This window comes from Actinoplanes sp. NPDC051470 (assembly GCF_040682035.1).
GTDB lineage: Bacteria > Actinomycetota > Actinomycetes > Mycobacteriales > Micromonosporaceae > Actinoplanes.
In genome coordinates this window covers 117,482-140,309 of the sequence record NZ_JBFBAA010000021.1, presented here as the reverse complement: position 1 = coordinate 140,309, position 22,828 = coordinate 117,482, and the positions used below count along the sequence as shown (strand labels likewise).

At 70.8% G+C, this 22,828-nt stretch carries 18 protein-coding genes; 9 read left to right on the top strand and 9 right to left on the bottom strand.

Annotated elements, in window-relative coordinates:
- Positions 1–24: 24 nt before the first annotated feature.
- Positions 25–801: a deoxyribonuclease IV gene (locus AB0M54_RS31490; RefSeq protein ID WP_364312335.1), complete on the bottom strand. Its 777-nt coding sequence runs from the start codon at positions 799–801 to the stop codon at positions 25–27.
- Between the two features lie 108 nt (positions 802–909).
- Between AB0M54_RS31490 and AB0M54_RS31485 the strand changes: the two genes are divergently transcribed.
- The 5 genes from AB0M54_RS31485 (at position 910) to rplI (ending at position 3,815) form a co-directional block, all read left to right on the top strand.
- Positions 910–1,890 (top strand): hypothetical protein, encoded by a 981-nt coding sequence (locus AB0M54_RS31485; RefSeq protein ID WP_364475311.1) that lies wholly within the window; start codon positions 910–912, stop codon positions 1,888–1,890.
- Between the two features lie 273 nt (positions 1,891–2,163).
- The gene (gene rpsF / locus AB0M54_RS31480) at positions 2,164–2,454 is read left to right on the top strand and encodes a 30S ribosomal protein S6 (protein ID WP_364316926.1); all 291 of its coding nucleotides are present in this window, start codon (positions 2,164–2,166) and stop codon (positions 2,452–2,454) included.
- A 69-nt stretch (positions 2,455–2,523) separates the two neighbouring features.
- Positions 2,524–3,084, top strand: a complete 561-nt coding sequence (locus AB0M54_RS31475) for a single-stranded DNA-binding protein (RefSeq protein ID WP_364312340.1) — start codon at positions 2,524–2,526, stop codon at positions 3,082–3,084.
- Between the two features lie 27 nt (positions 3,085–3,111).
- Positions 3,112–3,351, top strand: coding sequence for a 30S ribosomal protein S18 (gene rpsR, locus AB0M54_RS31470; RefSeq protein WP_285690819.1), 240 nt, complete (start codon positions 3,112–3,114; stop codon positions 3,349–3,351).
- Between the two features lie 14 nt (positions 3,352–3,365).
- Complete coding sequence (rplI, locus tag AB0M54_RS31465; protein WP_364312343.1) at positions 3,366–3,815, top strand: 50S ribosomal protein L9; 450 nt, start codon at positions 3,366–3,368, stop codon at positions 3,813–3,815.
- Between the two features lie 79 nt (positions 3,816–3,894).
- Here the strand turns inward: rplI and AB0M54_RS31460 are convergent, their stop codons facing one another.
- On the bottom strand, positions 3,895–8,643 hold the full coding sequence (locus AB0M54_RS31460) for a hypothetical protein (protein ID WP_364475309.1): 4,749 nt from the start codon (positions 8,641–8,643) through the stop codon (positions 3,895–3,897).
- A gap of 543 nt (positions 8,644–9,186) precedes the next feature.
- Between AB0M54_RS31460 and dnaB the strand changes: the two genes are divergently transcribed.
- Entirely contained in the window at positions 9,187–10,584 is a 1,398-nt protein-coding gene (gene dnaB, locus AB0M54_RS31455; RefSeq protein ID WP_364475307.1) for a replicative DNA helicase, read from the top strand.
- Here the strand turns inward: dnaB and AB0M54_RS31450 are convergent.
- Genes AB0M54_RS31450 through AB0M54_RS31435 form a run of 4 tightly spaced genes read right to left on the bottom strand, consistent with a single transcriptional unit; the run spans position 10,581 to position 15,802 of the window.
- Complete coding sequence (locus AB0M54_RS31450; protein ID WP_364475305.1) at positions 10,581–10,982, bottom strand: hypothetical protein; 402 nt, start codon at positions 10,980–10,982, stop codon at positions 10,581–10,583. The two genes, dnaB and AB0M54_RS31450, sit on opposite strands and share 4 nt — an antisense overlap.
- Positions 10,979–15,109 (bottom strand): toxin glutamine deamidase domain-containing protein, encoded by a 4,131-nt coding sequence (locus AB0M54_RS31445; protein ID WP_364475304.1) that lies wholly within the window; start codon positions 15,107–15,109, stop codon positions 10,979–10,981. Before AB0M54_RS31445 ends, AB0M54_RS31450 begins: the two co-directional genes overlap by 4 nt.
- A complete protein-coding gene (locus AB0M54_RS31440; protein WP_364312354.1) occupies positions 15,106–15,438 on the bottom strand; it encodes a hypothetical protein in 333 nt (110 codons plus the stop codon). Before AB0M54_RS31440 ends, AB0M54_RS31445 begins: the two co-directional genes overlap by 4 nt.
- Positions 15,431–15,802, bottom strand: coding sequence for a YbaB/EbfC family nucleoid-associated protein (locus tag AB0M54_RS31435; RefSeq protein ID WP_364475302.1), 372 nt, complete (start codon positions 15,800–15,802; stop codon positions 15,431–15,433). The genes AB0M54_RS31440 and AB0M54_RS31435 overlap by 8 nt, the downstream gene beginning before the upstream one ends.
- Before the next feature lie 100 nt (positions 15,803–15,902).
- On the opposite strand from AB0M54_RS31435, the gene AB0M54_RS31430 reads away from it, so the two are divergent.
- On the top strand, positions 15,903–17,123 hold the full coding sequence (locus AB0M54_RS31430; RefSeq protein ID WP_364312359.1) for an SUKH-3 domain-containing protein: 1,221 nt from the start codon (positions 15,903–15,905) through the stop codon (positions 17,121–17,123).
- 19 nt (positions 17,124–17,142) lie between these two features.
- On the opposite strand, the gene AB0M54_RS31425 is transcribed toward AB0M54_RS31430, so the two are convergent.
- Genes AB0M54_RS31425 through AB0M54_RS31415 form a run of 3 tightly spaced genes read right to left on the bottom strand, consistent with a single transcriptional unit; the run spans position 17,143 to position 21,347 of the window.
- Positions 17,143–17,568: a zf-TFIIB domain-containing protein gene (locus tag AB0M54_RS31425; RefSeq protein ID WP_364312362.1), complete on the bottom strand. Its 426-nt coding sequence runs from the start codon at positions 17,566–17,568 to the stop codon at positions 17,143–17,145.
- Positions 17,569–18,813 (bottom strand): glycosyltransferase 87 family protein, encoded by a 1,245-nt coding sequence (locus tag AB0M54_RS31420; protein ID WP_364475335.1) that lies wholly within the window; start codon positions 18,811–18,813, stop codon positions 17,569–17,571.
- The gene (locus tag AB0M54_RS31415; protein ID WP_364312364.1) at positions 18,813–21,347 is read right to left on the bottom strand and encodes a bifunctional diguanylate cyclase/phosphodiesterase; all 2,535 of its coding nucleotides are present in this window, start codon (positions 21,345–21,347) and stop codon (positions 18,813–18,815) included. Before AB0M54_RS31415 ends, AB0M54_RS31420 begins: the two co-directional genes overlap by 1 nt.
- A gap of 522 nt (positions 21,348–21,869) precedes the next feature.
- On the opposite strand from AB0M54_RS31415, the gene moaC reads away from it, so the two are divergent.
- Together moaC and AB0M54_RS31405 are read left to right on the top strand one after the other, a co-directional pair.
- Positions 21,870–22,361, top strand: coding sequence for a cyclic pyranopterin monophosphate synthase MoaC (gene moaC, locus AB0M54_RS31410; protein ID WP_364312366.1), 492 nt, complete (start codon positions 21,870–21,872; stop codon positions 22,359–22,361).
- On the top strand, positions 22,358–22,828 hold the full coding sequence (locus AB0M54_RS31405) for a MogA/MoaB family molybdenum cofactor biosynthesis protein (protein WP_364475300.1): 471 nt from the start codon (positions 22,358–22,360) through the stop codon (positions 22,826–22,828). Before moaC ends, AB0M54_RS31405 begins: the two co-directional genes overlap by 4 nt.

The window sequence follows — 22,828 nt, the reverse complement described above, 5'->3', positions numbered from 1 at the left end:
CGTCTCCCCCGGAAGGCCGCCTGCTCAGCTGCCCGCACGCTCGCGCAGCAGGGCGATGTCGGCCGACTGGCCCTCGACGCCGCCCGGAGTCTCCACGATGACCGGTGCGCCGGCGGCACGGACCACGGCCACCACCAATTCCGGGTCGATCTTGCCACTGCCGAGGTTGTCGTGGCGGTCGCGCCCGCTGTCGAACGCGTCCTTCGAGTCGTTGGCGTGGATCAGGTCGATGCGGCCGGTGATGGCCTTGACCCGGTCGACGATGCCGAGCAGTTCTTCCCCGCCGGCGTGGGCATGGCAGGTGTCCAGGCAGAAGCCCGCCCCGAAGCCGCCGACCGCGTCCCACAGCCGGGCCAGGTTGTCGAACGTGCGGGCGATCGCGTTGTCGCCGCCCGCGGTGTTCTCGATCAGCACCGGCAGCGGCAGGCCACCATCCTTCTCGGCGTACTCGAAAGCCTTGCGCCAATTGTCGAAACCGGCGGTCAGGTCGTTGTCGGCGCCGACGTGGCCACCATGCACGATCAGGCCTTTCGCGCCGAGTTCGGCGGCCGCCTTGGCATGCGCCATCATCAGCTTGCGGCTGGGGATGCGGATGCGGTTGTTGAGGGTCGCGACATTCACGATGTACGGCGCGTGGATGTAGACGTCCACCTCGGACGCTCGGAGCGCCTCGGCGTCGGACCGCGGCTGGGGCGTCTTGTAACCCTGCGGATCGGTCAGGAAGAACTGAACCGCGTCCGCCTTGCGGTCGGCGGCCGCGGCGAGGGGATCGGCCGGGTCGACGTGAGCTCCGATGCGCATGGGACGAGCCTACGACGCCGGTACGACAACGCGACCCGGCGTCACCGCGCTACGCAACGTCTCGTTAACGGATTGATCACGAAAAACGGCCGTAGCTGGGAGAGACGCATGTCCAAGGTCCGACACCGGGTGACCGCGCTGACCCTCGGAGGGCTCCTTCTCGGTGTGCCGTTGCTGACCAACGGCACCGCGAGCGCGGAGCAGGTCGAGGCGGGCGGCCGCCAGGTCGTCTTCGACGGCGGCAGCATGCTCGGGCTCTCCTGCCGCTCGACGCCGGATGTGAGCTCGCTGACGATTCCGGCCGAGTCGACGGTGCGGGTGGTGAACCGGACCGGTCATCCGGCCCGGCTCCGGCTGGGCGACACGGTCAGGGGCACGGTGCCGGACGACGGCTCGGCCGCGGTGGTCTTCCGGCGCGGCACGACCGCGGTGCAGCTCACGCCGTCCTGCGCGCTGGGTGCGGAGTCGACGCCGCTGCTGGTTACCGCGACCCCTGAGCCGACCGGTCTGCCCGGCGAGGAGCTCGAGCCGACCCCTGACGACACCACGGACGACGTGGAGAGCCCGACCGCGGCGCCGTCCGACTCGGGGACGCCGGCCGCGCCGGGTTCCGCGCTGCCCGACACGCCCGCGACGACCGGCCGCCCGACGCGCACCGCGACGTCGACCACGCGTCCGGCCAAGACGCAGCCGGTCGGCGAGCGCACGGTGACGCCGGCCGCGGCGGTGGCGATCCCGACCATGCCTCAGGGCGGCGCGGCGACGACCAAGGTCAGGACCAAGGTTCTGCGGGGTACGGCGGGGAGCACGCCGACGTTCGCCGGGATGCCACCGGGTGAGCAGAAGACGATCGTGTCCGACGTACCCACGCTTGATCTTCCGACCATGTCCGAAGCCGCGGCCATGACGCCCGCCGCGCCCCCCTCGGAGATCGCGGCGGCGGAGCCGGTCGCGGAGATGCGGCCGATGCCGGAGAAGCAACCGGTCGGTCTGCTCGCGGTGGTCGCGGGGGTGTGCGCGCTCGGCGTTGCGTTTGCCGCTATTCGGTCATTTGTGTCGCAACGTGCATCTCGGTCAAACATCGCGTAAGCTACCGCTAGCAAGCTCCGCGGGGCGGCTGTGTCCAACCTCATCGGTGTGGTCGTTCCTCCCCAGGTCCCACCCAACGAATGCGGACCGGACGCCCCGCGGCTCCCTCGGACGGGCCCTGTCGCATCGGCGACGGGGCCCGATTCCGTTTCCGGGGGCCGACCTGGCTACACTTGACCGTCCGCCAGGTGCTCCATGCGCCTCGCGTGGCTGACCAAGACCTCCTGCCACGGAAAGACCGTGGCCGCCAAGCCCACAGGAGGTGAGATTGTCTTGCGTCATTACGAACTGATGGTGATCCTCGACGCGAGTCTCGAGGAGCGCACCGTCGCCCCGTCGCTCGACCAGTACCTGAACGTCATCCGGACCGCGGGCGGCTCGATCGAGAAGCTCGATGTCTGGGGCCGGCGCCGGCTCTCGTACGAGATCAACAAAAAGGCCGAAGGCATCTATGCCGTCGTTGACCTGCAGGCGACCCCCGAGGCCGTCGCTGAGCTGGACCGTCAGCTCCGGCTGAACGAGAGCATCCTGCGCACCAAGGTCATCCGGCCCGAGACCCGCTGACGCTCGTTTTTGTCGGGGGGCTCTGAGAGCCTTCTGCGAGAACGACGGAAAGCGGCGAGGAGAAAGATCATGGCAGGAGAAACCACCATCACGGTCGTCGGCAATCTGACCGACGACCCCGAGCTCCGCTTCACCCCTTCGGGTGCGGCGGTCGCCAAGTTCCGCATCGCTTCGACGCCGCGGACCTTGGACCGGCAGTCCGGGGAGTGGAAGGACGGCGAGCCACTCTTCCTCGCGTGCAACATCTGGCGTGACGCCGCCGAGCACGTCGCCGAGTCGCTGACCCGCGGCTCACGGGTGATCGTGCAAGGGCGTCTGCGCCAGCGGTCTTACGAGACCCGCGAGGGCGAGAAGCGCACCGTCTACGAGCTCGAGGTCGACGAGATCGGCCCGTCGCTCCGCTACGCCACGGCGAAGGTGCAGAAGATGAGCCGCTCCAGCGGGAGTGGCGGAGGCTTCGGTGGCGGTGGTGGCAACCGGCCGGCGGCCGGCGGTGGCAGCAACACCAGCGGTGGCGGCGGAGGTAACAACTTCGACGACCCGTGGGCCACGGCGGCGCCTGCCCCCGCCAGTGGAGGAGGCGGCGGTGGTCGCAGCTCCTCGTCCTTCGATGAAGAGCCACCTTTCTAAGGTCTGACACGTTCAGGAGTAAGAGCAATGCCTAAGGCTGCTGCGCTTCGCAAGCCGAAGAAGAAGGTGAACCCGCTCGACAAGGACGGGATCACCTACATCGACTACAAAGACACCGCGCTGCTGCGGAAGTTCATCTCCGACCGCGGCAAGATCCGCGCTCGGCGGGTCACCGGCGTGACCTCCCAGCAGCAGCGGCAGATCGCCCGCGCGGTCAAGAACGCCCGTGAGATGGCGCTCCTGCCGTACACGGCGACGGCGCGCTGAGGGGAGGCCAGGACATGAAGATCATCCTCACCCAGGAGGTCAGTGGCCTCGGCGGCCCCGGCGACGTCGTCGAGGTCAAGGACGGCTACGGCCGCAACTACCTGCTCCCGCAGGGTTTCGCCATGCGCTGGACCAAGGGCGCGGAAAAGCAGGTCACGGTCATCAAGCGGGCCCGCGAGGCCCGTGAGATCCGCGACCTGGGCCACGCCAACGAGGTCAAGGACCAGCTGTCTGGTCTCAAGATCTCGCTGTCGGCGCGCTCCGGCAACGGTGGCCGGCTGTTCGGCTCGATCACCCCGGCCGAGATCGTCGACGCGGTCAAGGCCGCCGGTGGTCCGGCTCTCGACCGTCGCCGCCTCGAGCTGCCCGGTCAGATCAAGACGACCGGCCAGCACAACGTCAAGATCCGGCTGCACCCCGAGGTGACCGCCACGTTCCCCGTGACCGTGAGCGGCGCCAAGTAGTTGGTTCCAGATTCGAGACGGCGTCCCAGGCTTCGGCCGGGGCGCTGTTTTCGTTGCGGCCCCAGGCGTCCGGGCGTTTCTAGCTCAGGCTGTTGCCGGTGATGGCCGAGGTCAGGACGGTGGCGAGGCCGCCACCCATGACCGCCGCGGCCAGGCCGACGCTGACCGCCTTCCAGGAGCCGCTGGCCCACCGCAGGCCGACCGCGACACCCATGCTGAGCACCAGCGACAGGCCGAACTGCGGCGCGGCGCCGGCGAGCGTGTCCAGGGCGTGCGCCTTCTCGTCGCCGTTCAGCACGACCAGGTAGTAGAGCAGGAACAGCACCACGGGCACGCCGTACCAGACGGCCGTGTAACCGACCGCGGCGAGCGGGCCGCCGGTGTCCTCCTCGATCTCGTCCTCGTCCGGTTCGAGGAGGTTGTTCGGGCGGACCGCGGTGGCCAGACCACCGGTGACCGGCCGGCGCTCGTACGAGCCGGTGGTCGACGGGCTCGGCACGCTCTCGGCGCGACGCGGCGGCCATTCCTCACCGGCCGGCCGGCGCTGGGCCGGCGGCGGCATCGCCTCGACGTTCGGTGACACCGGGGCGGCCGACACCGATCCGGCGCCGCCCGGCTTGAACGGCACGAAGTCCTGCGTGTTGTACCGCCGCGACTCCCCGTCGGCCAGGCCGCTCTCCGGGTCGAGTTCCCGGCGCCAGTCCGTGCCGGTGGCGCCCTCGCGGTAGATGGCCGTGGTCCGCCCCGAGCCCTCCCGCTCGGCCTGCAGCCAGTCCGGCTCGACCCGGCGGATCTCGGTGACCGCGTCACCGACGAACGCCTCCGACTCCGCGCGCAGCTCATCCCGCCAGTCGGCGTCGCGCGGCTCGTCCGGCCAGTTGCCGTTCCCGTTCGTCCGGCCGCCCGGCTCGCGCCCCCACAGCTCCGGCCCGACCGGTGCGTCGCCCCGGCTCATCCGGGTTCCGGTGACGTCCGGCCCGTCGCCGTCCATCCGCCGGCGGTTCGGGTTCAACGGCCGAGCACGACCAACGGCTTGGGGGGTACGCCCACCGCCCGCGCCGCCGCGCGTCGAGGTGTCGCCCGGTCCCGGCGTCCACGAATCGTCCGGCGGGTCGCGGTCCTCGCCCCGCCAGCCGATCGCCCGAGCCCCGCCGGATGGCTCGTCATCGTCGCGGCCACGTCGTCGCGGCGCGTCGACATCGTCCCGGCGCCACGTCTGGGTGACATCGTCATCGTCCCGGCGCCCGCGCATCTCGGAACGCCAGTCCGGCCGGCCGTCAGCGGCCCGTCCCGGCGCGTCCGGTCCTTCGATCGCGGAGCGGGCCTCGATCGCGGCGCGACTCTCGATGGCACGCGTCTCTATGGCACGGGGCGGCTCGCCGCTACGCCAATCCTCTGGCTCGATCCGGCGGCGGCCGCCCTCAGAAGGGGGGCCGTCGCGCCAATCCCCCGGCCGGCCCCGCCGACCGTCGTCCCGCCTGCCGTCGGGGTCGGCCGCCGGTCCCGCTCGTTGAGCGTCACGCCAGCTGCCGGTGTCACCCGGGTTCCCGCTTCGCGGGTCGCGGAAGCTGCCAGTCTCGCTTGGGCTGCCGCTTCGCGGGTCGCGGAAGCTCCCCGTCTCGCTCGGGCTCGTGCGGCGCATGATGCTCTCGGCGACGGCCTCGTTGCGGTACCACTGGCCGCTGTCCGGGTCGCGCCTCCAGCCGCCGGTGACCGGGTCGCCGCCGCTCGCGCCGTTGGCCGTCGGGTCGGTCGGGACCAGGTCCTGCCGCCACGAGTCGTCGCCGCGCCGGGTGGGCGGGCCGCTGCGGGGAGCGGGCGCGCCCTCGATGGCCCGCCGCTGCGGTGGGCCGGGCTCGTCGCCGCGGCGCCAGCTGCCGGTGTCGCTCGGGCTGGTGCGCTGGCCGTTGTCGCGCCAGTTCTCTGTCGGCGGCTCGTCGCGGCGCCAGCTCCCCGTGTCGGAGGGGCTGGTCCGCTGGCCGTTGTCACGCCGGCCGCCGGGCTCGCCGCGCTGCGGGTCCTGCCAGCTGGCAGGGCTGCCGGGAGGTGCGCCGCCGGGTTTTCCGCGCTGCGGGTCCTGCCAGCTGGCAGGGCTGCCGGGGGCCGGGCCGGCGTGGGCGGCTCGCTGAGGATCGCGCCAGCTGCCCGTGTCGCCCGGGTTACCGCGCTGCGGGTCGCGGAAGGTGCCGGCGTCGGCCGGGTTGCCGCGTTGGCCGTTGTCGCGCCAGCTGCCGGTGTCGCCGGGGCTGCCGCCTCGCGGATCGCGGAAGCTACCCGTGTCGCTCGGGCTGGTGCGTTGGCCGTCGCGCCAGCTTCCGGTGTCGCTAGGGGCGCCGCGTTGGGGGTCGCGCCAGCTCGGGACCTCGCCCGGGCTCGCGTCGGGCGGGGCGGGGGTGGCTCGCTGGGCGTCGCGCCAGCTTCCGGTGTCGGCCGGGTTGGCGCGCTGGGGGTCGCGCCAGCTTCCCGTGTCGCTGGGGTTGGCGCGTTGGGGGTCGCGCCAGCTGCCGGTGTCGGTGGGGCTCGCGCGTTGGGGGTCGCGCCAGCTCTCGGTGGGAGGTTCCTCGGGCCGCGAGCCGATCGCGCGGGGGCCGCCACCCGGAGGCTGGTCGCGAAGGCGGTCGTCGTCGCGCTGTCGGCCTGATGCGCCGTTGGACCTGGGCGAGTCGGCCGGGTCGCGGCGCCAGCTCGGACCCTCATCGTCGGCGGCGCGGCGACGAGCCGCGTCAGCGTTCCACGAGGCGGGGCTGCCGCTCGGGGCGCCGCTCCAGGAGGCCGGTGCGCCCGGGGATCCGGCAGGGCCGCCCGGGGTGCCGTTCCAGGACGCCGGGGCGCCTGACGAGCCTGCGGGGCCACCCTGGGCGCCGTTCCAGGAACCGGGGCCACCCGGCGAACCGATCGGACCACCCGGCGAACCGATGGGGCCGCCGGGCGAACCGATGGGGCCGTCCTGCGCGCCGTCCCACGATGTCCGACCGCTCCGTGCGCCGTTCGGGCTGCTGTCCCAGCCGGGCCGGCCGCTCTGCGGATCGGTGGTGCCTCGGTCTCCGTTCCACGATGTCGAACTGCCGTCGGGGCCGCTCGGCGAGGTGTTCCAGCTCGGCCGGCCCCTCTGGGGGTCGGTGGGGTCCTGGGCGCCGTTCCACGATGTCCGGCCGCCGGGCGCGCCGTCCGAGCCGCTTCGCGCTCCGTTCCAGGACGTCGGGCCGCTGGGCGAGTCGGTGGTGCCGCTTCGCGCTCCGTTCCAGGTCGGGCTGCCGGGTGTGCCGTCCGTGCCGTTCCAGGACGTGGGGCTGCCCGGCGTGCCGTCCGGGCCGCTTCGCGTGCCGTTCCAGGTTGCCGCGCTGCCGGGTGTGCCGTCCGTGCCGTTCCAGGTCGTCGGGCTGCCGGGCGGGTCGGTGGGGCCGCTCTGCGACCTGTTCCAGGATGTGGGGCTGCCAGGGGCGCCGCTCCATGCGGTCGGGGCGCTGCCCGCGCCACTCCATGGGGCCGAGCCGTTGTCGGCGCCGCCACGCGGGGCTGCGCCGTACTCCGAGCCGTTGCGCGCGGGGGAGCCAAAGTCGGAGCCGCCGCGGGGGTCAGCGCCGTTCTCCGAGCTGCCTCGCCGGCCCGCGCCGTACGGGGAGTCGCGGTCGCCGGTCGGACCGGTCGGGTCGGGGCGGTCGTCGGGCTCGGTGGTCCAGGCCGGCGCGGCGGAGACGTGTCGCGGGGCGCCGGGATCGGTGCGCCAGGACGGTGGTGACGTGGAGTTGCGGGCGCCGTCCGGATCGTCACGCCAGGAGCCGCGGGACGGGTCGCCGTCGGGGCGGGTGCGCCAGTCCTGGTCGGGTGAGCGCCAGCTCGGGGCGTCGCTGGGGGCGCTCAGAGCGGCCGCGTCGAACATCTGCATGCTGCCGGTGTCGGCGTGACCGGCCCAGTTGTCGGCGTCGGAACGAGTGCTCCACCCCGTACCCGAGCCTGTTCTTGAACCTGGGTCGGCGGCGCGGCGACGACCGCCGGAGCGGGACTCGTCGGCCCCGTACTCGCGGCGCCAGCGATCGCGGTCGTCCTCGCGGACCAGGTGGCGGCCCTCGTCGAAGGGTGCTGAGCGGGCGCCGTGGTCGGGGACGGTGGTGCCGTTGATGGTGGGCACCGGGCCGGTGGTGTTCCAGGACGGACGACCCTCATCGGGCTGGTCGACGAGGCTCTGCCAGGACGGTGACGGGGTCGCGCTGGGGCGGTCGGTGGACTGCCAGGACGGCGCGCTCTGCTGCCACGGGGTGGCCGGGCCGCTCGACTGCCAGGGCGCCGCGGGGCCGCTCGGCTGCCAGGGGGCGGCGGACGACGGCGGCTCGGTGAACTGCTGCCAGGCCGGTCGGGCCTCGGTGCCCGGCTCGGGCGGCGGCGTGCCGGTCACCCGGTGCCACGACGTGTTGCCGGCGCCGTCGGAGTCTTGCCACGAGCGGGTGCCGTCGGCGTCCGGCCGGCTCGGGTACGCGGTGTCGGAGATGGCCAGCGGCTGCCGGGAGCCGGCCGGCGGCTCGACCGGGGGCGTGAAGCCCTCCGCGCCGGCGCCGGTCTGCCACGCTTCGGTAGTCGTGCGGTAGCCGTGCGTACCCGTGGTCGAACGCCACTCGGTGGTCTGCCGCCAGCGCGCGCTCTGGTCGGTCGCGCGCCACTCCGCGGTCTCGGTACGCCAGCCCACACCGTCGGCCGGGAACGCCGGGCGTCCCTCGGCCGCGGAGTCGGACCAACGACTTAATTCTTGCCCGCGACCGCCATTTTCATCCGGACGAGTCGCCCAGGCGTCGGCGCGTTCGGCCCAGGCAACCGCCTCCGGAATGGGCTGCATACTCCCCGTATCGGCGGGGGAGCCGTAAGTATTGGCGATATCGGGACTTTCCGGACCATTTTGGGGTGAGCGAGGCTCCGGCGCGCGGCCTTCGCGCGGCAGGCGGGCGCCGTAGTCCCAATCCCGTTGGTCCACCCGAAAAGCGTGACCGGTGAAAACGCGAACCGCAACGCCCAGAAGCGATGGTTTGGTCACGCGGGGCAGTTTTTGCTCGTCCACACGCTGAGGACAGCGAAATGCCAGTTCAAGAAGGCATACCGAAATTCGTCCCCAGCGGTTATCCCCAGGCTGTGCACAGGGGTGTGCACAGCCACGGGGGAGATGTCCACAGGTTGTCCCAAGGCTCATCCACCGGCCAACTTGGGCAGCTCAGCGCAGCTTCGTATGGTTACCCCGCCGCGAACGCACGCATCCCACCGGCGTGGTGGGTGGTCCTGGCCACAGGATCAGCCGAAAGTGTCGTACCCGGGTTGTTTGATCTCAGGGTGGCCGGGTGCGAGACCGGCTACCGCGTGAGCGGTCGTGGCGGAGGGGGAACACCGAGTGTCGATCACCGACGACGCCCGACCACAGTCCGCACCGCGCCCATCCGGGGGCAGCGGTGGCGGCGGTTTCGACAAGTCGCCGCCACAGGACATCGCGGCCGAACAGAGCGTGCTCGGCGGCATGCTGCTGTCCAAGGACGCGATCGCCGATGTCGTGGAGATCCTCAAGACAACCGACTTCTACCGTCCCGTCCACGCCACGGTCTTCGACACCATCCTTGACCTGTACGGGCGGGGCGAGCCGGCCGACGGCGTGACGGTCGCGGCCGCCCTCTCCGACTCGGGTGATCTCCAGCGCATCGGCGGCGTGCCCTACCTCCACACGCTGATCGAGAGCGTGCCGACCGCCGCCAACGCGTCCTACTACGCCCGCATCGTGTCCGAGCGCGCCGTGCTGCGCCGCCTGGTCGAGGCCGGCACGAAGATCGTTCAGCTGGGGTACGGCACCGGCGGCATGGGCGGCCGTGACGTCGACGACGTCGTCGACCTGGCCCAGCAGGCCGTGTACGACGTGACCGAGAAACGGGTCAGCGAAGACTTCGCGATACTCGCCGACATGCTCCAGCCGACCCTCGACGAGATCGAGGCGGTCGGGGCCACCAACGGCATGATGACCGGCGTACCGACCGGTTTCTCCGACCTCGACCGCCTGCTCAGCGGGCTGCACCCCGGCCAGCTGATCATCGTGGCCGGCCGCCCCGGTCTCGGTAAGTCGACCGCGAGCATGGACTTCGCCCGCAACGCCGCGATCCGCGCCAACTGCGCCAGCGCCATCTTCAGCCTGGAAATGAGCAAGATCGAGATTGTCATGCGCCTGCTGTCGGCCGAGGCCCGCGTGCCCCTGCACGTGCTGCGTTCCGGTCAGCTCTCCGACGACGACTGGACCAAACTGGCCCGCCGCATGGGCGAGATCAGCGAGGCCCCGATCTTCGTCGACGACACCCCGAGCATGAACCTGATGGAGATCCGGGCCAAGGCAAGACGCCTCAAGCAGCGCCACGACCTCAAGCTCATCGTCGTCGACTACCTCCAGCTGATGACCAGCCCGAAACGCACCGAGAGCCGCCAGCAAGAGGTCGCCGACCTGTCCCGAGGCCTGAAGCTCCTGGCCAAAGAGGTCGAGTGCCCCGTGATCGCGGTGAGCCAGCTGAACCGTGGCCCCGAACAACGCACCGACAAGCGTCCCCAGCTCTCCGACCTGCGAGAGTCAGGCTCCATCGAGCAGGACGCCGACGTCGTGATCCTGCTTCACCGAGACGACTACTACGACAAGGAGTCCCCGCGGGCCGGCGAGGCCGACTTCATCGTCGCCAAACACCGAAACGGCCCCACCGACACCGTCACGGTGGCCGCCCAGCTCCACCTTTCCCGCTTCGTCGACATGGCCGTCGTCTAGCTCTGGCCCGGCGGCTCGTCGTCCTCGGGTTTCCAAACACCATCAGGAAAGTCGTCGTCCTCGAACGAGCCGCTGAGATCTTCTTTTTGCGTCCACAAGGCGAGCCCGGCAGCGCAGATCTGCCGAAGCTGGTCCTCGGTGGGCAGCTTAGTGTCCAGATGCTCCCGAGCGATCTGTTCCGCTTCCACTCGATCGACCCGTTCGCGCTGGCTGATGCGGTCTTCCTCGAAGAGGAACGCGGTCGCAACACCCGGGTCGAATTCCCAAGATTTGTTTGGGACGTTCCACATGACGGCCTGCATCGGGCCCTCGGCGTTGAGATAAGCAACGAGGCTGGATGGGGGTGCCGCCGCCCCGTTCACCTTCAGCGCGAGGTACCTGAATCCCAGGTCAATCATCTCGGCCCGCCTTGCGTCGATAGATCAGACCTGTCCAGGCCGTAGCGTCTGAGGACGGAGTCAAAGGACTTACCTCTGGTTGCGAGTTTCGCATTGTACAGTTCCCATTGGTCGGGGAGCTCATTGATCCACTTTGTGAACGAGCTGTCGACGGTCTTGCTGAACTGCAAAGTATCCAAACCCGCAGGCTGATGGCTGCTCATTCCAGCCCGCTTATTGATCGCCAGCATCTTCAGAAAAGCATGGATCTTCTTGGCGATGTCGAAGTCATCTTGACGGATGATCTCGTAGTATTTGTGAGTTTTGATGTTGATCTTTCGTGACAACTCGGTGGGGAATTGAATCTCGATCAGGGTTCCTGTCTGATCCTTCACGGAGATATTGAGACCGTTGTGTCGCCCGCCGTGCCCCCAAAAATTTACCTTCCTCACGACCGAGTACCCACTCTCGGTGAGCATATCCAACACCGTTGTCACGGAATCGACATAATTTTCTTCTCCCACTTGGATCGTAAATCGAACTCGGTCCTTCATTTCTGCCAAGGTGCGCGGAAGGTTTATGTTTCCGGCCTTCACCTCGGTCGCTATCGTGCGAGCAATCGATTCTGGCGTCTTGACGCGATTCGCGGTGCCATACAGCAGTGGTCCGTATCGGCTGCCATCAGGATTCAGTCGCGCGACGATGCTTTCCAGGTCGGACAGGGTCCGATCAGCAATGTCTCGGCAAGTTGCGTTGTCGGCGATGAGCGCGTTGCGCACAGTCTCGGGTAGCGATTCGAAGGCGCGGCGCTCAGCTGCTCGCGCCCAGTTGAAGGGCAGCCCCGTCGGGTCGGGGAGATTGACGGTAGTGGGTGAGAGGTGGGCTGGGATGGTTGAGTACTCGCCGCTCGGGTTGGTCAGCAAGGCGCTCACCGCGACCACATTGGACGGGTTTGGGTGGCCGGTGTGGGTGTAGAGCGGCTTGTCTTCGGCGATTTTGCCTGTTTGAGGGTCTAGGAAGAGGACGGTTCCGCCGTGGTTTATTGCTGCCCAGGCGTGGGCGTCGCCGGCCTCGGACTGGGTGACGATGAAGGCGAAGGCGCCGTGCTCCAAGGACAGGAGTTGGCGGGACAGGTTGGTCAGAGCCTGGTCCACCGCGCGCTTCGGGTTGGGGTCCGGTGGGGTCAGGTTGACGAAACCGCCGCGGGCTGTGGCCTCTATGCGGGACAAGCCACCGGATTCGGGGTTCAGGGGTCTTGTCGGTTCGCCCTGGGCGTACGAGTCGAATGTTCTTGGGGCTGACACCCTCGGGCGGCCGTGGACGTAGGTGTCGAACAGCGTCAGGACGCCGTCGACGCAGTTGATTCCCCGGGTGGCGTCGGCCCGGGGGCCGCCGTCGTTGGCCAGGCCGAACCAATGGCCCTCGCGCGGGTCGGGGTTGCGGAGAGGGCGGCCGCGGTGGTCCTTCGGGACGGCTCGCTCCAGGTCTTTCTGATGTACGGCCAGAGGACGCCGCAGGCCGCCCGGCTCGTCGTAGTTCCGGCTTTTCTCCACCGGCGCCGGGATGTCGTCGTCGGTGACCCTTGACCGGTCGTCCGTGTCTACGCCTCCGGGGGCGAGGATGCCCACGTCGTTGTTGAGGCGGTCCCATGCGTCGAATTCGACGTCGGTGCGCGGTGGGCGGACCAGGTTCGCCGCGACCAGGTCCGCTTCGGCGGACAGCACCACGGACCGGCGCTCGGCCGCCCGTGCGGCGGCGCTCAGCTCGCCGGCCCGCAACGTGAACCCCCGCGCCCGCGCGTCGGCGGCCTCGTTGGCCAGCCGGCCGGCCGAACCGGCCCAGCTTTCCGACTCGTTGTTCAGCGCCCGGGCGTCACGTTCCCGCCGGTCCGTCTCGAAGGCTTGGCGGGAGTCCCGCAGATACCCGAGGTAGGCGTCGATCTGCTGCTGATCGTCCGGCGCCCGAACGGGTGCCCGATCCCGCATTGGCGCAGCCGGCGCGCCCGGCCCCAACGCGGCGGCGATCAGATCCAGATCCGACCGCGGCCGATCCGCCGGCGTCCCGTCCTGCGGGTCCTGGTCATCGGGTCGGCCCGGCCGATCCCGTGGCGGCCCAGTATCCGGAGAAGGCCGAACCGGCGACATCGTGTCCGAGGGCGGCGGCCCGGCGTGAGGCGGTGCGACGCCGGTGCGGGCGTCCGGTGAGCTGAGTCGGTTCGGGGCGTCATCGACCGATGGGCCGACGATGCCTGGCGTCAGGTTGTCGCGCGGGGGTGCGGTGTCTGCGGCGGGTGGCCCGGCCGCTGTGGGTGGGTGAGTCGGCGATGGTCTGGTCTGCGGAGATGCGGTGTCGACAGCGGCGGGTGCGGCGGCGGCCGCTCGGGGGCCGGCGGGGTCGACGTGGCCGGGCGGGGTGTCCCACGGGCCGGTGCGTGGCAGCTTGCCGGGATCGGGGACAGGGCGGTGCGAGGGATGGGTGATCCCTGAGTCCATCGTGGACCGGCTCAGATCGGGCGCACCAGTTGGCTCCGGCGAAGGCCGATTCAGTGGCGCGGTCGTGGAGGGGACGGTCGGTATCGGTGTGCGGCCGCCTGTCTGAGATGTCGCAGATGGCGGGGCGGAGTCGGTGTTCGACGTCGGAGGAGTGCCGAGAATGCCGGTCGGAGAAGGCTCCAGGCCGACGGCCGGAGTTGGCGTGGGGCTGGGAGACGGAATGGTCGGCGTTGGTGAGTTCGGGCTGGTTGCCGAGGCCGGGTCAGTGCTTGTCGGAGCAGCCGTCGGCGCCTGCGCGGTGACGACGTCCGCGGTGACCGGCCCGGGGGCGACACCCACGCTGGGTGTAGCAGTAGGTCTGGTGGGATTGTCGGTCGAATCGCTACTCGGGCCAGGAATGTCGCTGGTGGGGGCTCGGCCACCATCTCGCGTAGCTGACGATTCACCGGGGCCTCCGGCGACGTGGTCGACCCGGTCGTCGGCGAGATCTGATGCCGCAGCCGTGATGTCAGGGCGGATGACGTCGGTCACAGAGCTGTCGGACTTCGAGTGGCTGGTCTCTAAAGGTGCATGCGGCGGAGCAGTGACGTCGGGCGCCGGCGCGGAAAGCGGAGAGGTAGGAGATGCCGACGAGGCGGATGACGGGGTGGGGGTGTCGCCCGCCAGTGCCGACAGGGTGCCCGGGCCCGCGGTGTCCAGGGAGGAGATGTCCAGGCCGCCGGTCTTGAGACCGTGACCGCCGGACATTGCCGAGCCGACGGCGCCCGAGGATGCCGACTTGGCCATGCCCTCGAGGTCGGGCAGGTCGCCGGTGACCGCGGCGCCGCCGAACTCGCCGAGGACCTCGCCGGCCGCGCCCCGGACCACCCCGTGCTGGCCGTGGCCGGCGCCGACGTGGGCCCCGCCCGCGGCGAAACCCCCGCCGAACCCGGCCGCCGCCGACAGGCCCAGGTCGGCGGCGTCCACACCGTCACGACGGCCGGTGGTGTTCTGGTAGCCCTGGATCAGCGCGTTGGTCGCGAATTCCTCCCGCGCCTCGTCCAAGCCCTCGCGCAGCGCCCCGCGGGCCAGCGCCATCCGCCCGGCCCGGGTCGACAACTGCTTGACCGCCCGCGATCCGGCCTGCCGTAGCGCCTTGCGGCTCAGCTGTTCGACCAGGCGGCGGAAGATCTGCTGGATGATGAGCCGGGTCGCGGCGATCAGCCCGCCCGCCGCGGGGGATGCCGCGCCCAGGGTGGCCGCGACCGCCACCGCCATGCCGATCAGCTCGATGACGAAGAGGCCGAGCTCGATCCACGCCTCGATCTTGGCGCCTTCGATGTCGCAGCCGCATTCCTCGACCATCTGGCCGAGTTCCTGGGCCACCTCGATCAAGGCTTCGAGGGGTACGCCCTGCCAGGCCTCCTCGAACGCGTCCGCGCCCGCCCCGGAATAGCCGGCCAGGATGTCACCGGCCGCCGCCGCGGCGTCGTCCCGTGGATCGGTCAGCGCGCCGGCCAGCGCATACCACCGGTCGGCGACATCCCAGGTGGCGACCTCGTTGCCGGACGGCCAGTCGAAGCCCACCACCCATTCGAGTGCTTCGTACACCCACCCGGGCATCTCCCACGGGCTGAACTCGAGCGGATGGGGGATCGGGCTCGGCAGCACGCTCACGTGGGCTCCTGATAGGAGCGCTCCACCCGTACCCCAGCGGTCTGATCGGTGGCTTGAAGCTCGGCCACGACGGCCTGGACCTGCTCGCCCAGCGCCCGCACCTGCCTTGCCATCGCCTCGAAGGCGGCGAGAACCTCCTGCTCGGCGGGCCGGTAGCCGTCGTCGAAGGCGTGCCCGATCTCGTCGGTGCCCCACGGATGGGCCGCGGTCGCGGGGATCAGCGTCGTACGCGTGTCGGCCAGCAGCTCGCCCAACGCCTGGCCGGCGGCGAACAACGCGGCGCCACCAGCGGCGACGGCGACCGGGTCGAGCGAGACGTGGTCACTCATCGGGGTTCCGCCACAGGGACCGCAGGTCGCCGTCCGCCATGTATCGCATCGCGCCGGAGGACGGGGGCAGGAGTGAACCCATCATGTCGCGGACCTGACGCTGAGCCGACGCCTCGGCCGCCTGGACCGTGGAGACAATGATCGACGCCGATGGGTTCTTGCGCAGGGCGAGGTCGACCAGGTGTCCGCGCGCATCGACGGTTGCCGTTACGTTGCCGTCGCGCGAGGTTGCGCTCACTCGCAGCGCCGCGATCTGTTCCTGCAGGTCACCAAGGCCGGAGCGGAGTCGGCGCACCTGGACCGCGACCTCGTCGAAGCGCGCCCGCAACGCGTGGTTGACGTCGCGGTCAGCCTGATCCGCCACCCGGCCCTCCCCTGCCGTTCCAGCGAGCACAGTACCGCTCCCCGCAACCTTGCGTGGTCCGGTAATTTCACACCGCGAAGGTCACCCGGGGAGGAGCTCCATGATCACGTTGGCCCAGGCGGAGGAGATCGCTGCCGGGTGGGCGCGGCTCGAGACCGCGAGGCGGGGGTACGAGTGCAGCGCCGTCGTGGTCGAGTTCGATCTCGGGTACGCGGTGTGGACGCGCCGTGCCGACGCCGCGACCGCCGAGCCGGGTGACGGCGGGCGTACGGTCATCGACCGTGACCTGGGCCTGGTGACCACCTGGCCGGCCGTGCCGGTGGAGACGCTGGCCGAGCTCTACCGTGCGCAGCACCCCGCCCTGTCGGCCCAGCGCCGCACGGTGCAGCCGTCGGTCGAGCTGCTGCGCGGCGTGCGGCGCAAGCACAGTCCGACCACGGCCGCACACCTGACTGTGGACGGACACGTGTTCCGGGCCCGCGGCGCCAAGGGCGACCAGGAGATCGACCACCACCCGCTGATCGCCGGCATGTTCCGGGCCGCGGCGCCGCATGGTGAGCTGGTCCGCGGCTGCGAGCGCCACGCCGAGCTGATCGTGCTCTCCGACGCGCTGCACGAGGTGGAACGCGCGCGCTCCGAGCCGCTCACCCTGGAGACCGCGCGCGAGGCGATGCGTGACTCGATCTTCGAGGCGTTCTATGTACGCGAACCGGGCGACCCGCTGGCCGGCGCCCCCGCGGCACCCTGCGACACCTGCGCGACGGGGCTGGCCGGCTTCGGCGTGAAGTCCTGGGAGGAGGTGCCGGTGTGGGGCCCGCCCTGGTACGACGACCAGCCCGCCGAGCCGGACCGCTTCCCCGACGAGGTCGCCCGGCGGCTGGCCGGTTGCGGGTGGAAGCCGCTGATCGGGCTGATCGGCCGTGAGGCGCTGGCCGACCAGAAGATCACGATGGCGCAGCAGCACGGCCATCAGACGTTCCCGGCGGCGCGGCGCCTGCTGGTCGACTTCCCGGTGATGGTCGCGAAGAGACGGATGCCCGGGGTACGCCACCGGGTGCGCCTGTTCCAGTTCGACATGCGCGTCGCCCTGCACACGGCGGGCGTTCTGGCCGACTTCGCCGAGGTGATCGGGGTGCCGCTGTTCCCGTTCGGCACCGAGGAGGACGGCGACTCGATCCTGGCCGTGGACGAACGCGGCCGAGTCTTCGCCCTGGACCAGGGCGGCGAGTGGCTCATCGGCGAAACCACCGACGAGGCGATGACTGACCTCGTGATGGGCGACGGCCCCGCGGCCCGGGTCCAGGACGACGGCACGTGGTGATGCGGTTGTCGGGCCGGTCTCAGTCGAACAGTTCGCCGAGGAAGCCCTTGCGGCGCTTGTAGTGACCGTGGTGACCGCGCTGGCGGTAGTGGCCGTGGTAGCCGCCGCCGTGTGCCGCCTGTCCGTAGGCGGGCTGGCCGTAACCCGGGGCCGGCGCCGGCGGGTAGCCGTGAACCGGTGGGGGCGGCGGCGCCGCGTAACCGCCACCGTGGGCGGGCGGCGGGGGCGGTGGACTGTACGCGCCACCCGGGGCCGGCGCCTGCTGCGGCCGGGGCGGGCCACCGGCGCTCTGACGCTGTTGCCAGTTCGCCTCGGCCTCGAAGAGTTTTTCCAGCTCACCGCGATCAAGGAAGATGCCGCGACACTCCGTGCACTGATCGATGGTCACGCCGCTGCGCTCGTAGTTCCGCATCTCGCCGTGACACTTGGGGCAGGTCATCTGCATTCACTGACGGTACAAGGCCGTGTCTCTTCGCGGGGCCGATGTTGCTGTGGGTCTGCTGAGTGCCGTCGCCCAGACGAGGAACGCGATCGGGTACAGCAGGTAGCCGAACCGCGTCGTCGGCATCAGCAGGATCGCGGTCAGCAGGCCGTACCCGCAGAAGAGGGCGGCCGAGGCGGCGGTACGCGGCGGGCGGCGCAGGAGCAGCGCGGCGATCGTGAGTCCGGCCAGAACCAGCAGGCCGAGCGCCACGTACCGCCCGCCCGGCACGGACGACGCGATCAGATAGCCGGGGAACGGTGACTGCGCGGGGCTGCTCACCAGGCCGTGCCCGAGCGGGAACCGGACCACGTTCTCGACGTACGCGTCCGCGTTCACCAGCAACGCCGGCACCAGGGCCAGCACCGGCAGGCCGACCGCACCGGGCAGGAAGCGCCGCCACGGGCGGCCGGCGTCCGGGCTGTTCCTGGGCGGGCGGGTCGCGAAGGCCAGCACCGCCAGCACGATCACCACCGGGAAGGCGAAGGGCTTGAGCGCCGCCGCCGCGCCGACCGCGAGCCCGGCCGCGCCGAAGCGATGTCGGGCGCAGAACGCGATCGCCAGCAGGCAGAGCGCCAGCACCGGCATGTCGTCGCCGCCGGTGGCGAGGGTGAGCGCGCAGACCGGAAAGATCGTCGCCGCCTGGAGGGCCCGCACCTCCAAGCCGGTTGTCAGGAGAAGTCGTGTCGCCCAGGCCACCGCGCCGACCATGACGACGGCGAACCACACGCGCGAGTCGGTCCACCAGAAGTCCCCGAACCACGCCCGCGGTAGCCCGAAGACCGCCATTCCGGGCTGATAGGGGTGATAAGCGTCGAGTTGATCCTGAGCGGGAAGAGCGGCGATGTCCGCGCGCGAGAGATAGGGCGACCCGGTCGACGCCAGCCCGTGACCCATCTCCTCGACGACCGAGACCTCTTCCTGGGCCCGGTCGAGACGCCCACCGGCCCGCTGCACGGCCTGGATGACCAGCGGCAGCAGCGACACCGCGGCGAACGTCGCCCAGGTGAGGAGCAGGCGATGGACCAACGGCGTTAGCAGCAGCGCCGCCAGGTAACCCCAGGCCGCCACCGAACCCCACGCCCGATGGGGTAACAGGGTCGACGACAGCGCCGTGACCAGCGCGAACAACCCGGAGAGGGCGTAGAGCGCCGCGTCCAGGATCCGCCCGCCCGCGGCCTGGTCGGCGCGGGTGAGCAGTCGGGCGATCACGCGGGCAAGTGTGGCAGAGACGATCGGTGGGGGCCGGGAGGCCGGCGGCGTGGCAGCCGCACCACGGAGCCGACGTCGTGCAGGGCGCCGGCCAGCACGCCCGGCCGGCCGCCGGTGCCACGCTGCAACGCCGCCAGCAGCCGGCCGCCGCGCATCGGGCGGGCGAAGAGGTGGCCCTGGCCGGCCACGCAGCCGAGTTCCCACAGCGCCGCGCGCTGGGGTTCGCTCTCCACCCCGTCGGCGATGACCGTGAGGTGCATGCTGCGGGCCAGGTCCACGGTGGACCGGATGACCGCCGCCGCCTCGGTGGAGGTCTCCACCGCGGCCACGAACTCGCGCCCGATCTTCAACTGGTGCACGGGGATCCGGCTGAGCACGGACAGCGGCGACACACCGGCGCCGAAATCGTCGAGCACCAGGCGTACCCCAGCGTCGCGCAACTCGACGAGCGCGCGCTCGACCACCTCGAGCTGACTGATGGTCAGCGTCTCGGCCAGTTCGAGCACGAGCCGGTCGGACGGGACACCGTGGTTGCTGAGCCGGGACCGGACCGCCTCGGGGAAGTCGGGGTCGAGCAGGCTGCGGGGCGACACGTTGACCGCGACCGGGATGTCGAAGCCGGCCTCGCGCCACGCGTCGGCGGCGGCCAGCGACTGTTCGAGGACGGCGTCGGCGAAGGCGGGCAACTGCCCGGACCGCTCGATGGTCTCGAGGAACTGCATCGGGGTCAGGTCGCCGTGTTCGGGGTGGTGCCAGCGGGCCAGCGCCTCGGCCGCGACCACCTCGCCGCTGCCCAGGTCGACGATGGGCTGGAAGTCGACGGAGAATTCCAGCTCGGCGACCGCCCGGCGGACCTCGCCGCCGAGCATGAGCCGGCCGACGTCGGCGGTGTCCCGCGAGTGCGCGTAGTCGGCGGTTCGGGTGCCGGAGCGTTTCGCCTGGTACATGGCCACGTCGGCGCGGCGCAGCAGCTCGGTGACGCCGCCCGAGCCGGGGGCCAGGGCGATGCCGCCGCACGCCTCCACGGTCAGGCGCATGCCGTCCACGTCGATCGTGTGGTCGAGGGCGGCGAGCAGGGTCTCGGCCCGGTGCCGGGCCATCGCCGGGGACGGCAGTCCGGTGAGCAGCACCGCGAACTCGTCGCCGCCGAGCCGGGCCACCAGGTCGGCCGGCCGGGCGGCGCTCTGCAGCCGGACCGCCACCTCGCGCAGCACCTCGTCGCCGGCCGCGTGCCCGAGCGTGTCGTTGACCTCCTTGAAGTGGTTGAGGTCGATCAGCAGCAGCGCCAGCATGCCCTCGTCGGGGCGTTCGGTGAACATCCGGCCGGCCTGGTCGAGCAGCTCGCGGCGGTTGGCCAGGCCGGTCAGCGGGTCGTGCGCGGCGTCGTACGCGTGCTCGGCCGAGATGCGTTCCAGTTCGGCGTACGCCGCGGCGTTGCGGATGGCCGTGTAGAGCGCCGAGGCGAACGTCTGAAGCTTGTAGTTCTCCGACCCGGAGAGTTTGACCGAGCGGCTCAGCCGCAGCCGCAGCTCGCCCATCGGGTTGCTGCCGTCGTGCCCGGCGAGCCGCCGGACGATCTCGGCGCCGTCGCGGGCCGGCGCGGCGGCGGTCGGCCCGTCGTACCGGAGGCCGTCGGAGCTGCCGCGGACCAGCCGTTTCGTGTCGCCCAGGAGCAGCTCGATGTCGACCTCGTCGACCGAGAAGAGCTGGGCCGTGCGGGTCACCCCGGCGGCCAGCACGGCGGTCAGGTCGGTGACGTTGAGCTCGTCGGTCGCCTCGGCCAGCCGCTGCCAGGAGCGCCGCTCCTCACGGTTGCGGATCTGTGCGGTCTGCCAGAGGTGCATGCACATGACCAGGGGCACGACCAGCAGCAGGAGGCGGGCGTCGCCGCCGAGCGACAGAATGCCGATGACCAGGGCGGCGACCACGTAGCGGGCGACCGTGCCGATCAGCCGCATGTCCCAGTTGGCCCGTAGCGACTGCCGCAGGCTGACCCGGGTGGCCAGCGCGATGACCGGCACCACCAGTGATTCGTCGACCAGCCACATGGCCAGCGTGGCCAGGGCCAGCGCGCCGGCCCGCAGCTGGGGGTCATCGACGTTGTGCGGCACCTCGAGAGCCGCGAAGACCAACGCGGCCGCCGTCGCGCCGAGAACGTCGTGCCCGACCCCGAAGAACGCCTTCTGAAGGGTGAGGCCGGCGGTGAACTTCGCGATCGCGATGGCCGCGCAGGTGCAGATGATCACCCAGACCGGCGGCATGACCGCGAGCCCGACCAGGACGCCGACCTCGGGCCAGGAGATGCCCCGGCCGTGCGACAGGATGCGGATCCGCCACTGAGTGCGGCTGCCGACCGCGATGGCGGCGATGATGCCGGCCGAGACCAGGAACGTCGGGCGGCCCTCGGGGGCCAGCCAGGCGGTGCCCAGTGACGTCACCACGGCGATTCCACCCGCAACGACGACGAGACTGACCAGCAGCGCGAGCCGCTTGTCAGTCACGTCGTCGTTGGAGCTTGTCTCGTGAGTCACAGGCCCTCCGCGGCGAGCGGCCGGACGAGCTGCCGGCCAAGGCTCAGCGTATTGCGACGGACGGGCCCGGCGCATCTAGCTCAGGTCCACTCAGATCCACGCATGGCGCTCTCCTTAACCCCCTGGGTCCTCGGTGGGCCTTCGCGAGCCCTTCCGAAGTCCTTGTCGATGTAGACCGTGTCGCGACATGAGGAACGTTATGTGATCCGTTGCCACATTGGTAGGCATTCATGTCGGTATGCGCAGAAAGCGAGAATCCGACGCACCGGCGTCACAGAATGTTTCGAATCAAGAACTCACGGCAATGTAGACGGTGGGTTTGGCCGGAGTATCCGAATAGCGGACAGTGTTTTTCTGCTAACCCAAAGGATTGACAATCAATATCCACTGATGTGTAGTTATCAACGGACCGGCATGCCGCTGACCAGCGGAGAGGTGCCGTAATTTGTCGTAGTGGAATTGTGCGTCCTCTGGCCCGGATATGCGAATCCGATTTTTTGTCGAGGTCGTTAAACTCCCGTTATGCCCGACGAATCCCAGCTGACTCACGTCGACGAGACGGGCGCGGCCCGCATGGTTGACGTGTCGGCCAAGTCTGTGAGTGCCCGCCGCGCGGTCGCGGCCGGCCGTCTCGTCACCACGCCCGAGGTCGTCGCCCTGCTCCGGGGCGACGGTCTGCCCAAGGGAGATGCGCTGGCCGTGGCCCGGATCGCCGGGATCATGGGCGCCAAGCGCACCCCCGACCTGGTCCCGCTCTGCCACCCGATCGCGCTGACCGGCGTGACCGTCGATCTCGAGCTCACCGACGGCGGCGTCGAGATCATCGCGGCCACGAAGACCGCCGACCGCACCGGCGTCGAGATGGAGGCGCTGACCGCGGTCGCCGTCGCCGGTCTGACGCTGATCGACATGGTCAAGGCGGTCGACCCCGCGGCCAGCGTCGAGGCGGTGCGGGTGCTGCGCAAAGAGGGCGGCAAGACCGGCGATTGGGTACGCCCGGAGCACCGCGGATGAGGGCCCGGGTGATCGTCGCGTCCAACCGCGCCTCGGCCGGCGTCTACGCCGACACCAGCGGCCCCCTGCTCGTGGCCGGCCTGCGCGACCTGGGCTGTGAGGTGCCCGGCGAGCCGGTCGTGGTGCCCGACGGCGACCCGGTCGCCGAGGCGCTGCGCGCGGCCGTGGCCGAGGACTTCGACGTGGTGCTGACCAGCGGCGGCACCGGCGTCACGCCGACCGACCGCACCCCCGAGGCGACCCGCGGCGTGCTCGACTTCGAGATCCCGGGCATCGCCGAGGCGATCCGGGCGCACAGCCGCGACAAGGTGCCGACCGCCGCCCTGTCCCGCGGCCTGGCCGGGGTGGCCGGGCGCACGCTGATCGTCAACCTGCCCGGCTCCACCGGCGGCGCGAAGGACGGCCTGGCGGTCCTCGGCCCCCTCCTGAAACACACGACCGACCAGATCCGAGGCGGCGACCACTGA